This is a genomic window from uncultured Martelella sp., assembly GCF_963677965.2.
GTDB lineage: Bacteria > Pseudomonadota > Alphaproteobacteria > Rhizobiales > Rhizobiaceae > Martelella > Martelella mangrovi.
In genome coordinates this window covers 3607801-3622459 of record NZ_CAXXFM010000001.1, presented here as the reverse complement: position 1 = coordinate 3622459, position 14659 = coordinate 3607801, and the positions used below count along the sequence as shown (strand labels likewise).

The window sequence follows — 14659 nt, the reverse complement described above, 5'->3', positions numbered from 1 at the left end:
ACCATGGCCTCGAAACCGCTTCCCGAGGGCTTTTCCGCGCCTCCGGCGCCGGTGCGGCCGCGCCGTCACCGTCCGGACTGGCTGATGGCCTATATCTTTCTGGCGCCGGCGGCCGCAATCTTTGCCGCCTTTATCGCCTATCCGCTGGTCGACGGCATTTCCACCGCCTTTACAGACCGCATGATTGCCCAGGGCGGCACGTTCAACGGCATCTCCAACTTCGCGACGCTGTTTTCAGACGCAACCTTCGGCCGGGCATCGCTCAATTCGCTGTTTCTGACGCTCGGCACCGTGGCCGTAAAGCTGGTGCTCGGGCTGACCTTCGCCGTGCTCCTGTCACAGCGCATGCCGGCGCGCGGGCTGATCCGGGCTCTGGCCTTTCTGCCCTGGGCGGTTCCCGGCATGATCGCCAGCCTGTCGTGGAAATGGATTTTCGATGAGCAAAGCGGCGTCCTTCAATATCTGGTGTTGCAGCTCGGCCTTTCGGACCGTCCGATCTACTGGCTTTCCGATCCCTCTGTCGCACTGTTCTCGATTGCAATCGCCATGGTCTGGCAGGGCCTTCCCTTCTTCACGATGATGTTTGTCGCAGCACTTGCCTCGGTGCCGTCGGACCTGAACGAGGCCGCCGCGATCGACGGCGCCGGCATTGTTCGCCGGTTCTTCTCGGTCACGCTGCCGCAGCTGCGGGGCGTCATCGCCGTCACCGTCATGCTGTCGACCATCTGGACCTTCAACTCCTTCGAGATGGTTTACGTGCTGACCGGCGGCGGACCGGCGGGGCGAACCCACATCCTGCCGACGCTTGCCTATGAATACGCCATCACCCAGAGCCATCTCGGCCTCGGCTCGGCGGTGATCGTCTCGGTCATTCCGGTGTTTGTCATTCTCATCTTCCTGCTGACCCAGCGCATGCTGAAGCAGGACGAGGCCTGAGGAGAACCTGTCATGGTCGAACGTCAACGCACCAAGATCACCCGCAACATCCTCACGGCCATCGGCGTTCTCGTCGCACTGTTCTGGTCGATGGCCCCGGTCTACTGGGTTACCGTCACATCGTTCAAGAAGTCCCGTGAGATCTACGCGATCCCGCCAACCCTCTGGCCGAAACAGTTCACCCTCGCCAACTATAAGGCGGCGCTGTTTGACTCGCCCTTTCTGCACTATGTGATCAACTCGTTCCTGGTCGCCATCGGCGTCACCGTCATTTCCGCCGTGGTCGGCGCGATGACGGCCTATCCAATCGCCCGCATGCGTTTCAGGGGGCGGACGATTACCGCACGGCTTATCGTGACGGCCTATCTCCTGCCGCCGTCGCTTCTGTTCATTCCGCTGTTTCTCGTGCTCCAGCATCTCGGCCTGATCGACACCAAGACCGGCCTGATCGTTGCCTATCTGACCTTCACGGTGCCGTTCTGCACCTGGATGATGATCAGCTATTTCGCCACGATCCCGAAAGAGCTTGATGAAGCGGCACTGATGGACGGCGCCAGCCGCGCCCAGATCCTCAGACGCGTCGTTCTGCCGATTGCCCGCCCGGGCATCGCAGTGGTCGCGCTGTTTGCCTTCACCCATGCCTGGAACGAATTTCTCTATGCGCTCGTCTACGCCTACTCGGACGATGCCAAGACGTTCACCGCAGGCCTCTCCGGCCTCGTCATGGGGGACACATTTATATGGGGCCAACTGATGGCCAGTTCGGTCATCGCCATCATCCCCATCCTGATCATCTACATCGTCGCCCAGCGCTACATCGTCGAAGGCCTCGCCGCCGGCAGCGTGAAGGGATGATGGAGCTGACTTCTCAACCAAGTGGAGGACTAACCATGAAATGCATGAAACAAACGCTTCTCGCCTCGGCAGTCGTTTTCGCTGCGGCCGGCGTGCAGGCGCAGGAACTCAACATCTGGGGGCTCCAGGCCTTCAACCAGCAGGCCGACAAGCTGATCGGACAGATGGCCGAGGAATTCGGCGAGGAGAAGGGCATCGACGTCAACTACGTCATCGTCCCGGCCAATGTCCTGACCCAGCGCCTTGCATCGGCTTTCGAGGGGCAGTCCTCGCCGGATGCCTTCATGCAGCTCGGCCAGAACACCCAGTATTATGCCGCAGCCGGCATGACGCAGCCGATCGACGACGTACTCGAAACCATGCGTGCACATGAAGGCGGTATCTACGAGAGCATGGTGCCGCAAGCGGTTTATGAGGGCGAGGCCCATTCGGTTCCGATCGAAATCGATCTCGTGCCGATGTTTGCCCGCAAGGACCTGATCGAGGAAGCCGGCATGGAGATGCCGACGACCTGGCAGGAACTGCGCGAAGTCTCGCAGGCGATTGTCGAACAGAACCCGCAATATACCGGTCTCGGCCTGCCGCTCTCCAACGCCAATGATGCCGAATCCGACCTGCGCATCCTGATCTGGTCGTTCGGCGGCGCCATGTTTGCCGACGACAACACGACGGTGACATGGAATTCGCCGGAAACGATTGCCGCCTACCAGTATATCAAGGACATGTTCGATGAAGGCACCATTCCGCGTTCGGTGCTGACCTGGGACGACGGCGGCAACAACACGGCCTACCAGACAGGCCGCGCCGCCTTCATCATGAACCCGCCCAGCGTCTATTCCTGGATGGTCGAAAACGATCCTGAACTTCTGGACAACACGGCCCTCATCGGCATTCCCGCAGGCGTTGAAGGTGAGGACGCCGGTTCGACCATGCTTGGCTCGTTCTCCTGGATGGTCTCCAGCCAGACCGAGCAGGCCGATATCGCAAAGGAATGGATCGAATTCTTCTTCCAGCCCGAGCATTACCAGGAACTGATCGAGGTCACCGGCGGCCGCTGGTTCCCGATCTTCCCGGGTATGGCCACCAGTATGCCGCTGTTTACCGAAAACCCGGCCTTTGCGGATTTTGACAATCTGGCCCGCAACGGCCTGACCATCGGCTACAAGGGTGCGCCGACGCCGCTTGCCTCCGAGGTCTATACCTCGAAGATCATTTCGAACTCGGTCCAGCGCATGCTTGTCGATGGCCTGAGCCCGGAAGAAGCCGTTCAGTGGGCCTCCGACGAGATCGAGGCACTGGCCGAAAACTGATCTCCTCTCCCACCACGAAAATGCCGGGGGCGGAGAAATCCGGCCTCGGCCCGGAAAACCAAAAACACGACAGATCCGAGCGCGCAAGAGACGCGACCCGCGATTTCCAGACAGGACTAATCAATGCAGATTCCAACAATCGAACGCCCCCCGAAGGAACTCGTGAAAGCCCTTGCCGATATCGGCACCGCGACCATCAGCGGCGAAATGCACAAGCTCGGCATCCGCGACCCCTATATTTGCGGACCGGTTCCCTTTTGCGGCAACCGCGAAATCCCGACCATTGCCGGCCCTGCCCTGACGCTGCAGTTTCTCCCCAAGCGGGAAGATGTTTACGACATCGATGAATATGAAAACCCCGAAGCGCAGATGCACCGCCAGGTGCTCTATCAGGTTGAGGAAGGCGATATCGTCGTTGTCGATGCCCGCGGCGACATGCGCAGCGGCATTTTCGGCGAGATGATGGTCACCTATATGGCCGGTCGCGGCGGCGCCGGTATCGTCGTCGACGGCTGCATCCGCGACAGCCGCAAGGCGCTGGCAACGGGTCTTCCGATGTGGGTGCGCGGCACCACGCCGAACTACCACACACAGACCAGCCTGTTCCCCCACGCCGTCAACGTGCCGATTGCCTGCGGCGGCGTTCTGGTCATGCCCGGCGACATCATCGTTGCCGATGCCGACGGCGCGGTCACGGTGCCCGTCTCTCTGGCCGAAAAGGTCCTTGCCGTGGCCAGCGAACACGCAGAATGGGAGGACTTTTCCCGGTTGCGCCTGTCGGAGGGCGGAGACCTGAGAAAATATTATCCGCTGCACCCCTCGGCACGTGACGAATACGAATCCTGGCGCGCAAAAGAGGCGCCACAGCGCAGCTGAAGCGCATCCGGCCGGAACGGCCAACAGGAGGAATAGACCATGGCGAGTGTTTCGCTTTCGAAAATCACCAAATCCTTCGGTTCCGTGGAAGTGCTTCACGGCATCGATCTGGACATCGAAAAGGGCGAGTTTGTTGTTTTCGTCGGCCCGTCCGGCTGCGGCAAATCGACAATGCTGCGCATCATTGCAGGGCTTGAGGAAATCACCAGCGGAACGCTGAAAATCGATGGCGCGGTTTCGAACGGCATCCCGCCCGGCGAGCGCGGCATTGCCATGGTGTTCCAGTCCTATGCTCTCTACCCGCATATGACGGTTTACGAAAACATGGCCTTCGGGCTCAAGGTCTCCGGCATGGCCAAAGCGGAAATCGATAAGCGGGTGCGCCGGGCGTCCGAGATGCTACAACTGACAAGCTATCTCGACCGCCACCCGCGCAACCTCTCCGGCGGCCAGCGCCAGCGCGTTGCCATCGGCCGGGCGGTGACGCGCGACCCCAAGGTGTTCCTGTTCGACGAGCCGCTTTCCAACCTCGATGCCGCGCTTCGCGTCGCAACCCGTATCGAGATCGCGGATCTGAAGGACAAGATGCCCGATTCGACCATGATCTATGTAACTCACGACCAGGTGGAGGCGATGACGCTGGCCGACCGGATCGTGGTGTTCCGCGATGGCCGGATCGAGCAGATCGGCACGCCGCTCGAACTCTACGACACACCGCAAAATCTGTTCGTCGCCCGTTTTATCGGCTCGCCGGAAATGAACATCCTCAAGGGAACGCTTGACCTTTCGGGCGCTACCGCGCGGCTGAAACTGGCCGAGACCAGTGTTCTGCTCGGCGACAGCGCCGCTTTTCCGGCCAGTGATGATGGCCGAATCATTCAGGCCGGCATCCGGCCGGAACATCTCTACCGGGTGGATGCGGCCGCGGCGAACCTGACCGGCAAGACGCAGTTTGCGGAAAAACTCGGCGAACTGACCGTGCTCCATATGGATGTCGATCCCGCCATGGAGCACGCCCTCATCGCAAAGGTTCCGGGACATTTCGATGCCCGGCGTGGTGACAGCCTGCCTCTCGGCTTCAAAAGCGAAAACCTTCACTTTTTCGACGAGAATGGTATTCGACTGCAACACGCTGAGGCCATGACCGGCTGACAGGCGTTCCGATACAATCATTCATGACACAACAGGAGGAAACATCGCCATGCAGGATACACTTCGCTGGGGTATTCTCGCCACCGGCCTGATCGCCGAGCTTTTCACCAAGGATCTGCAGGCCTCGGGCCTGACGGTGACGGCAGCCGGCTCGCGGTCGCAGGAAAAGGCCAAGGCCTTTGCCGACCGTTTCGGCATTGCAAAGGCGCACGGCTCTTATGAAGCGCTCGTTTCCGATCCGGATGTCGACATCATCTATGTCGCCACCCCGCACCCCTATCACGCCGACTGCGCAAAGCTGGCGCTGGAAGCGGGAAAGCATGTGCTGATCGAAAAGCCGTTCACGCTGAATGCCGGTGAGGCCGAAGAACTGGTTTCACTTGCACGCGCGAAAAATCTCGTACTGCTCGAAGCGATGTGGACCCGTTTCCTGCCGCACATGAAGCGCATTCACGAGATCATCGATGCCGGTACGCTGGGAACGCTTCTCTCGGTTCATGCCGAACATCGCCAGTTCTTGCCGAAGGACCCCGCCCACCGGCTGAACGCGCCGGAGCTCGGCGGCGGCGCGCTGCTCGATCTCGGCATTTATCCAACCTCCTTCATGTTTGATATTCTGGGTGCACCCAGTGAGGTCAAGGCGACGGCGCGGTTTACCGAAACCGGTGTCGATGCCGAAATTGCAGTGACCATGAAACATGCGGGCGACGCGATTTCGACCAGCGTTTCGGCACTCGATTGCGCCGGCCCCAACAAGGCGATGATCTACGGTTCGGACGCGCGCATCGAGATCGACACGATCTGGTACACGCCGACCTCCTTCAAGGTCATCGACCACAAGCGCAACGTGATCGACGAATATGCCGAAACGGTCGAAAACCGCGGCATGCAGTTTCAGGCCTTCGAAATGGAAGAACTGGTGCGCTCCGGCAAACCGAATTCGACCTATATGCCGCTCGACCAGACGGTCGCCATCATGCACACGCTCGACGACATCCGCAAACAGATTGGCCTCGTCTACCCGAACGAAAAATAAGATCACGCGCCCCCTCGCATCGCAGCGGCAGAGGCCCACGAACCAAAAACAGAAAGCGCGTCGACAACCGGCGCGCTTTTTTTGTGAGTGCCGCCGCATCATGGCTTGGGCGCTTTTCATACGGGCTTGATGAAGCCCCGCAAACACATCACCGCAGCAGGACTGTCTTTTCAGATTGCAGCGCCCCCCTTACCCGCCGAAAGCGGGCCTCGGCCTTGTGACTGAGCCGTGAGATATTTGAAATGGTAAATCAGCGGCCGGTTGCCCCGGTCACGCCAGCAGCCGGTTATATCGGCGGCAAACGCATCCTGTCGAAAACCGTCATCCGCAAGATCAATGCGATCGACCATGATGGCTATGCCGAGCCCTTCGTCGGCATGGGCGGCGTGTTCCTGCGCCGCGATCGCCAGCCGAAGACGGAGGTGATCAACGATATCAGCGGCGATGTCGCCAACTTCTTCCGCATCCTGCAGCGGCACTTTCCGCAGTTCATGGATACGCTCCGCTTCCAGATCGCCGGCCGCCGTGAATTCGAAAGACTTATGAAGACCGACCCCACCACGCTGACCGATCTCGAACGCGCCGCCCGCTTCCTCTACCTCCAGCGCCTCGCCTTCGGCGGCAAGGTGTCGGGGCGCAATTTCGGCGTCAGCAAGACCACCGGCGCCCGCTTCAACCTGGTCAAGCTCGCCTCGACGCTGGAGGACATCCACGAACGCCTCGCCGGCGTCGTCATCGAATGCCTGTCCTGGCAAGACTTCATCCGCCGCTATGACCGGCCGGGCATGCTGTTCTATCTCGATCCGCCTTATTGGGGGAACGAGGCAGACTATGGCGCCGGCGTCTTCGGCCGAGAGGATTTCGAGGCGATGGCGGAGGCCTTAGCCACCCTTCAAGGCACCTTCATACTGTCCTTGAATGCCGTTCAAGGCGTCTATGAGACCTTCTCACGGTTCCATATCGAGGAGGTCGACTGCACCTATTCGATCTCGGAAGGCAATGGAAAGAGCGTGAAGGAGGTGATTATTTTGCAACCTTCACGTTGACGCCCTGATTTTTTCTCGCCTACTAATAAGCCTATTGCAATTAAGGGGGCAGAAATTGCGACACGGTAGACTGTTGGTTTCATTCATTATTGTTTTTGTCGTCGGCTTTTCATTTGCGTCTATGGGTCGTGTTCATGAGAAGGTGAACGAGGCACGAAGTCATCTGCGTGAGCTGGGCGTAAAAAGACCCGATGAGATCGTCGTCTTCAAGAAGCCGCCGGAGGGCGAACCTCTATATCTTAGCCTTTTTCGTCCAGAAGGAGGGGCCAAAGGCGCGACAATCATATTTTTTCATGGGGGCGGATGGCTGGGCGGAAATCCCAAACAGTTTTTCCCCCATTGCAATTGGCTAGCTTCAAATGGTTACGGATGCATCTCGGCGTCATATCGCACTGCTCATGAGTATGGGACTTCTCCCCTTCATGCTGTCGAAGATGCGAATGACGCATTCCGTTACGTTCAAAGCCATCAGGAAAGCCTCGGATTTGATAGTTCTTACCTGTTCGCTGGGGGAGGATCAGCCGGTGGGCATCTCGCCACATCTCTCGTAACCTATTCCGGTCATAACATCAGCCCAGTCAGCCCCGCAGGCTTGGTGCTATTCAACCCAGTCATTGACAACAGTTCAGATGGCTACGGCTATGAACGCGTCAAGTTTCTTGGAGATGAATTCTCTCCGATAAAATCCATCGTATCCGACTTTCCTCCGACACTGATACTGAGTGGCAGTGATGACGTTATCGTGCCGGCCGAAACGATATATCGCTTCTCTGAAAAACTCTCAGATAAAAATGTCGCGACGTCAGTGAAAATATATAGCGGGGCAAAGCACGGCTTTTTCAACAAAGATCCTTTTTTTGTCGACGCCATGCACGAAATCTCAGACTTCCTAGAGCGTGTCATTGGGGGGACTGAAACGAGAATGGCCACGGGCCAGCCCCGGGCAATATAATGAATTAAAACCGGCAATCATTTAGCTGCCATCCGATTTTGCGCACGCGGCCAATCGATTTTGCGCGCTACACAGGGGCGGTGTTGTTTGTCAGATGAGGTTGCAATATCCGGGAATTGGCGAAAACAGGCGGGAACCAGTGCCAATGCCTTATATCTTAAGCGATATGCTAATATGCTGGGCAGCGGCGCTAGGAATTGCCTTTGACAGTTGAGGCCTTCAAAGTTCCATCTCCAGCGTAAGCGCAGCACAGTCGCAATCAACCTCTTCAAAAGGCGTGAAAACAGAAGCATCCGACGCTGATGCGCCATAAGGGGCCTTATGGAACTGAGCCGTCCCCTCCCCGCCAAGCGCCCGTGATATAAGGCTTCACAGGTTTTGAGGACATTTTCACGGACCGGCTTCAAATGCCCTTGAAAGGAGCTTCAAACGACCCTTGAAGTTAGCTTCAGAAGTCCGAAAAAACGCTAAATCGCAATCCAAACATGGCATCTGCTACCACCATCCGCTAGACCCCTTAGTACTCAACGAAACTCGCAGGATCACGTCCTGATCCAACATGGCAGTTGAGCTACACCAGACTGCCGCTTCCATCGGTAAGTTGCCGCAGGTTCTGAGCCTCTGTACCGCTGATCCACATTAAGACTTGTGGTGGATGAAAACCCTCTCGGATGGTTCTGAGTTTCTCGATTTCCACGAACTCTTCGCTTCGCTCAACATCCGCAAGGATGATCCCGATAGCCTCGTCGGCTCCGCTGAAATATGCTTCGTAACTTACGCGATCAATTGCTGCGGCATGACCGAAATCCAGCCATATCTGTTCAGGATCACCACGAACGATCCGCTGGACTCTGGCAAGTCCGATAACCGCCCCCACTGGCTTTGTCGCATAAATCCAGAGTGTCGTGCCGACTGATAGCGATGGAATCCTCCGTCGCAATTCGATTGTTTTGGCACCGTCCAAAATGGCTTCGGCGTAAGGGGGGCGAATTGAGATAATCGCGTCACGCCGTTCGTCCATCTGTCCATCCTGCGGTTAAAATCTTTTCCGTGACTTCATAGGGTAACACGGTGGCAGAAACTAGATTCGTCGATCCCGTTGCATCAATTTTTTCCAGCTCGGTATACGGCACAGGGTTGGGAAAAGGGATCAAATTTTCAAAAGTCGTAAGCAGAACATCGCCAGTGTTTGAAAACCTACTGAAGTCAGTCACCACAAATCGGCGAGCTTTATCGTGCTCTGGTGTGTGATTCTTGTCCATGAGTACCGTGTTGACGATCTTTGCCACAGCCACAACCGCCTTTCGCCCTCCGCGTGGCGCCGATTCATAAAAGAAGATCGGCTTACCTGGAAGCATTACATTTCGAGCGCGCGCTGTGTTCACATACGAGCGCTGAGAGAGGAAAGAAGCGTCAAAATTTTCAATGAATTGAAAACGATGTTGGGCTGTTGAGCCCAGAAGCTCCTCCGAGAATTCTTTTCGGATCGGTACGATTACGCCTTCTCGACCGGGCCACAAACAAATTGCAGGAGCGAACAAGCGTTCGAGATCGTCCCCCGAATAATGAAATGAAGCACCGGATGCGTTCGTTAAAGCCAAGTCGGCTTCGCTCTCGAATGATTGAGGAAGGGTAATATTTATCTTACGGCGAAGTACATCCCGCATGTGGCTCCAATTAGCTACGGTTAAAGGTTGCCCTACCACTATCTTCAGCAAATCTTTGCTGTCTGTGGCTGGCATGAAGCCCTTCTGTTTTGCGAATGACAAAACTGCTGATTGGCCCGGTATGTGCTTCAACCGGATGATAACCGGCGAATTTGAACAAGAAATCCGCACGGCTTCATGAAGCAGATACTCTGTATATATCTCTCGATCGAGATGCCCCGGTTCAACATAAACCGTAAGCTCACTTTGGTCCTCAAAGTGAGCAGGCGGTTTCAAGCAAGCAAAAGCTACCAGTCTTGCACCTTCCGTTATCCCAACGCGCCACACTGACCGTCCCCATCCGGTTTGATCTACAAACAGGTGGCTGAGACTTTTGAACGTGGAGGGTTCATTGATCAGCGTTTCGACCTGAGAGGGAGTCGGAGAAACAAAACTAAACCCCATGCCCGTTTTGTGGCGTTCAATAGCGCTTTCTTCCGGCCAATCCGTCAGCAGCTCGATGAACTCTTCCAGACTGATGACATCGATCCCATACAAAGTCAGCAACTCATTTCGTGCTGCCAGTATCGCTCTATCGCTTGTTATGAACGCTGTAGCACCCGCCCGGGATGATAACGCCAGATGCTTTGCGTCACTATGTGCCTGCTTGGAGCTGGCCCCAGATGCACCAGGCTCGACAAAAACAAGATGATGGATCTCGGTGGCGAGATTATCGAGCTGAATAGTGTTTGATGGCCGCGGCAAGCGGGGCAGATTGATTGCCATCTGAAGAACAGGATCATATTTATCAGCAACTTCAGAGCGTTTCAGTTCTGATATGAATTCAGGAGCGATCCCTAGGCGCAATCTATGTTGCAGTGCGGCTCCAAAGAGCTTGCAGGCAGATTCATGTCGCGCCCGGTTTTTGACGAGGTCAAAGAAAACGTTCAGATCAAAGGTATAAAATGGCACATCGGATGAACGTGGAGACAGCAGTGCCGGTGCAGTTTCGTGTCTCGAAGCGATTGAGAATAAGTTTTCCGTCTCAATACCTCGGTGGTGCACCAATATCGAGCGTGCTCGAGTATCCCCTCCGGCCCGTTCTCTGACGATCTCAAAACCATTTTTGGCGTAAAAAGCTCTGGCCTGAGTGAGGTCGGAAGCAACATGCGCGGTGACGCTGATGTAGGAAGCCTGCTCTAGTTGAGAGATAAGGGCGTCAAGCAGGGCCGAAGCCACCCCTTCCCTGCGTTTTTCCGGCAGCACACCGACCTGGAAAATCCGTGCGTGAGGATATACGCCTCCGAAGAGCAAGTACCCGGTGACATACCTCTTACCATCTTTGCTTTCGGCCAAGGAAGCTATCAGCCGCTTTGCCGCTATCGCATCTTCATATGCCGCGTGGGGCAGAAAACCCAATGCGTTTTTCTCCGCTTTGGATATTGAAACGATATCCGAAAGCTTTTCCCTAAGTACATTCGGACGTTTTTCAATAAGGTGCTTCACTTTCCCCCAACACCGCTCAACCAAAAGGTACGAACCTTCTAATAAAGGTAATTAATCGGAATATATATTTTTTTAAAATTATGAAACATCCATTAATAGTCACTTTTCGACCACCTCAACCTCACATTGAGGAGCAACTATTTGGAAAAACCGATTCACCAAGCATAGACCATGGCCACCTTCAATGAATACAAAACGGCTGCTTTTCTATCACTGCAGAACAGCTTCTAAAGCCTGTTTCAAGTCTTGTGCCAAAGAGTCCGCTAAACCTGTTGGCACGGCTTTTCCAAATCCCGTTGAACCGGGAAGTTCCAAGTTCTGTGCCGCTTCGCGAATTTTGCTACAGAGCGTCTTACCTAAAATCACATGCTGCGGACCGGGTTGCGAGTACTCAGCAACGACTTGTTCGTCTGAGAATGTCGCGAGTTCCCCCTTCTCCGCTATTTTCTTCAACGGTGGCTGATTTCGGATAGTGTGTCTCTTTGAATTTCGGTTTTGCTCGTCTGCGGCATTCGCTTTTCCTTGAATGACAGCTGTGGCCAACAATTCTTCAGCCGCCCCCGCATCAATACCGAAATGCTCTTGCAGCACCGCCACTTCAGCCCAAAATGCCTCCAAGTCGGATGAACGGGTTAGCCAAACTTCGATGCCTCTCTGCTTATACGGCTCTGTGAAAGCAGTTGCTTCGGCGGGCATCATGAAATCTCGGTCGCGGTGCAGTACAATTTTCATACCATCTCCGAACAATTGCTGCAGTGAGGCGCAGCCATCGGGGTCTAGTAGTTTACCTGAACCGTGGAGTGGCCACAGTGCTACGACCCGCTCGAGATCCGGCCACTGGGACAGAAGCGCCTGTATCAAATGCGTCTTTGTATCTTCAGTCAGCAGAAGTATACGCTTGTCGAGGAGTCCCCATCCCATCATTTGACGACCAGCGGTGTCGCCATTTTCTTGCACCTCACCATCCTTCATCCAAACAACCTTGGCCTCCGGCGGAAGCGCCCGAACGACGGAAGGGCTATGCGTCGACAATATCACTTGCGTGCCGAACTCCCTTGCCGCCGTAGCCAAAACACGAACTAACCGTTCCTGAGTGGCCGGGTGAAGATGCGAATCGGGTTCGTCGACTAAAAGAAGCACAGGTCGAAAATAAACCAAGTATGTGAAAATCTGGATAACCTGAAGAAAACCTATGCCGGCCAATTCAAGTGGCTTTCGGCGTCTTTGATCAGACTCTTTCATCTTCAAAGTTTGAAACTGCGCATGGATGGTTGAATGCCGCTCCTCGTCAAATTCGACAAAGAGCTCCAACTCACCCATCACTTGCGAAACAAATGTTGTAACGTAATCAAGGCCGCTGAGACCTTCAATCTCTGTTTCTTTCAGCAAGAGAAGAATATTGCGCAAGACAGTATTTGCATCACCGGCCGCCGCCTGCCGATGAACAATCACCTTTGTCCGTTTAACTTCATCAAGAGGAATCCCAGCTAACCCAGGTATGTATGAACTGAACTCCTGACTTCGGTCGCGGAGTTTTCGAACGAATTCGTTATTGGCAGGAACATGAACGCTGAGGCCTTCGTTTCTTGCAGATTTAATCCACATATTGGCCTCAATCTTGTTTTCATTTTCATCGGTCGCCTTGACAGATAGATCAAGTTGCGGCGTGCCGGCCTTATTCCCGTACTCAGGTCCGTTTCCCGAGTTACGATAGTCTGGTGACGGCATATAGGTGGCTTCTTTTTCCGAAAGCGTTGAACCTTTTTTGACGTCTTTATTTGTGTCGATAGAAAGGCTGCGGCCCGATTGCAGCATCCAGTGTAGCGACTGCAGAACTGAGCTTTTTCCAGATCCATTTGCCCCGACAATCACTGTAAATGGCGCCAGCTCGATATCGGTAGCTTCGATCGCTTTGAAGTTTTTGATGGAAACCTTATTCAGAAGCATGTCATTCTCATTTGCTTTGCAATCCGGGCAATGCCGCAGTCTTTATTACTCGCTTGGTCCCGAATGCATCTAGGGCACTCGGCAAAAATACACCACCCGACCCAGCACGCTCAGCGTGTCGGCGTGCGTCTGGTCTAGGAACTCCGGCTTATAGGCCGCGTTGTCCGAACTGAGTTCCAGTTTGCCGTCCATGTGCCACCTCGCCCGCTTTACCAAGAGAACCTCCCCTACTCTGAAGACGTAGATGCAGCCGTGTTCGATTTTTTCGGTTTGGCTTTGGTCTACGATCAGGAGGGAGTTGTCGGGGATGGTGGGCTGCATGCTGTCGCCGTGGGACTTCATGATGAAGCATTTGTCTGGCGATGCGCCTAGGTCTCGCAGGAAGGCGCGTTCGAAGGCAACAGACCCGGCTGGCAATTCGTCCAGGGCTATGCGGCCAAAACCAGCCGCAGCCTCGGCTTCGAAAAACGGCAAAGTGATAAGGGCCTTTTCGGACTTTAAACGCGGGGATCGTTCTTCGAACATCTCCCCTTCCCCGGTCAAAATCCAATCGACATTGACCCCGAGCTTCTGCCGATAAGCCAAAAGCACGTCGCTATTTGGCTGATTATCGCCTCGCTCATAATTGGCGACGCTACGGCTATGAATTCCTAAAATATTAGCAAAATCATCCCGTTGTTGATCCCCAAGAGCTGTGCGGACCTCTCTCAGACGTCGCCCGAGCTCGGTTTTGAATATCTCTTGGCGTGCCACAAAACCCTTAAAACATAAATTCCGGGTTTACAAAGTCCGGATTATGTCTTATCCCTACATCTGTAGCGCACTCGCTGACGGCAAATGCGCGTTGTTTGACCAAAAATAAGGGCTGCGCCAACAGCCCCAGACCGGAGAGACAGATGCCGGATAAGCCCAAAACGTGGGATCAGTTCGCGATCAAGGCGGAGCTTCATCGTCGCGGCATGACGCTGACGAAGCTCGCTGAGATCAACAAACTCAACCCCGGAACCTTCCGCGCCGTATGGAAACGGCCAAATCAGAAAGTGGAGCGCGCTATCGCCCGCTTTCTCAAGGTTCCCGTCGAACTGCTTTTCCCCGGCCGCTATCCCAAACGGTCGAACACCATTCTGTCGCGCGAATACGCGGCAGAGTCCACAGGCGAGAAGACCAAAAAGGACGCCGCCTGATGGGTGTGGAGCGGATGGATCAGACGGTTCTGGCCAGTTTCTCCGGCTTTTTGGAGAGGCTCATCTCGGTTGAGACACTCGAGCCCCCGGCCGACGCGCGCTGTCCTTCCGTTCCACGACTCACATTTTTTCCATTTTCCGCCGCAACCACAAGTCTAATCGTCACGGCGAATTAGACATGGCGCTTGCGACTTCGACATGCCGGAGAGACGC

General features: G+C 55.3%; 13 protein-coding genes. 9 read left to right on the top strand and 4 right to left on the bottom strand.

Annotated elements, in window-relative coordinates; genetic code table 11:
* Nucleotides 1–3 precede the first annotated feature (3 nt).
* The 8 genes from ACHZCU_RS16910 to ACHZCU_RS16875 all read left to right on the top strand — a co-directional run bounded on the left by ACHZCU_RS16910 (nt 4) and on the right by ACHZCU_RS16875 (nt 8163).
* On the top strand, nt 4–936 hold the full coding sequence (locus tag ACHZCU_RS16910) for a sugar ABC transporter permease (protein ID WP_319519678.1): 933 nt from the start codon (nt 4–6) through the stop codon (nt 934–936).
* Between the two features lie 12 nt (nt 937–948).
* The gene (locus ACHZCU_RS16905; protein WP_319519677.1) at nt 949–1791 is read left to right on the top strand and encodes a carbohydrate ABC transporter permease; all 843 of its coding nucleotides are present in this window, start codon (nt 949–951) and stop codon (nt 1789–1791) included.
* Between the two features lie 35 nt (nt 1792–1826).
* Entirely contained in the window at nt 1827–3101 is a 1275-nt protein-coding gene (locus tag ACHZCU_RS16900; RefSeq protein WP_319519676.1) for a sugar ABC transporter substrate-binding protein, read from the top strand.
* A gap of 123 nt (nt 3102–3224) precedes the next feature.
* Nucleotides 3225–3977: a ribonuclease activity regulator RraA gene (locus ACHZCU_RS16895; RefSeq protein WP_106301155.1), complete on the top strand. Its 753-nt coding sequence runs from the start codon at nt 3225–3227 to the stop codon at nt 3975–3977.
* A 39-nt stretch (nt 3978–4016) separates the two neighbouring features.
* Nucleotides 4017–5129, top strand: coding sequence for an ABC transporter ATP-binding protein (locus ACHZCU_RS16890; protein ID WP_319519675.1), 1113 nt, complete (start codon nt 4017–4019; stop codon nt 5127–5129).
* A gap of 49 nt (nt 5130–5178) precedes the next feature.
* Nucleotides 5179–6165, top strand: coding sequence for a Gfo/Idh/MocA family oxidoreductase (locus tag ACHZCU_RS16885; RefSeq protein ID WP_319519674.1), 987 nt, complete (start codon nt 5179–5181; stop codon nt 6163–6165).
* 242 nt (nt 6166–6407) lie between these two features.
* Nucleotides 6408–7211 (top strand): DNA adenine methylase, encoded by an 804-nt coding sequence (locus tag ACHZCU_RS16880; RefSeq protein ID WP_319519673.1) that lies wholly within the window; start codon nt 6408–6410, stop codon nt 7209–7211.
* A 73-nt stretch (nt 7212–7284) separates the two neighbouring features.
* Nucleotides 7285–8163: an alpha/beta hydrolase gene (locus ACHZCU_RS16875; RefSeq protein ID WP_319519672.1), complete on the top strand. Its 879-nt coding sequence runs from the start codon at nt 7285–7287 to the stop codon at nt 8161–8163.
* A gap of 571 nt (nt 8164–8734) precedes the next feature.
* On the opposite strand, the gene ACHZCU_RS16870 is transcribed toward ACHZCU_RS16875, so the two are convergent.
* From ACHZCU_RS16870 to ACHZCU_RS16855, 4 genes are all read right to left on the bottom strand, one after another.
* A complete protein-coding gene (locus ACHZCU_RS16870; protein ID WP_319519671.1) occupies nt 8735–9184 on the bottom strand; it encodes an ASCH domain-containing protein in 450 nt (149 codons plus the stop codon).
* Entirely contained in the window at nt 9168–11315 is a 2148-nt protein-coding gene (locus ACHZCU_RS16865) for a GNAT family N-acetyltransferase (RefSeq protein WP_319519670.1), read from the bottom strand. Before ACHZCU_RS16865 ends, ACHZCU_RS16870 begins: the two co-directional genes overlap by 17 nt.
* 210 nt (nt 11316–11525) lie before the next feature.
* Nucleotides 11526–13262 carry an ATP-binding protein gene (locus ACHZCU_RS16860; RefSeq protein WP_319519669.1) on the bottom strand — a complete coding sequence of 579 codons (1737 nt, stop codon included), beginning with the start codon at nt 13260–13262 and terminating at the stop codon, nt 11526–11528.
* A gap of 69 nt (nt 13263–13331) precedes the next feature.
* Complete coding sequence (locus tag ACHZCU_RS16855) at nt 13332–14015, bottom strand: S24 family peptidase (protein WP_319519668.1); 684 nt, start codon at nt 14013–14015, stop codon at nt 13332–13334.
* Between the two features lie 143 nt (nt 14016–14158).
* Here ACHZCU_RS16855 and ACHZCU_RS16850 point away from each other — a divergent pair, with 143 nt between their 5' ends.
* A complete protein-coding gene (locus ACHZCU_RS16850; protein ID WP_319519667.1) occupies nt 14159–14446 on the top strand; it encodes a helix-turn-helix transcriptional regulator in 288 nt (95 codons plus the stop codon).
* The last annotated feature ends 213 nt before the right edge of the window (nt 14447–14659 follow it).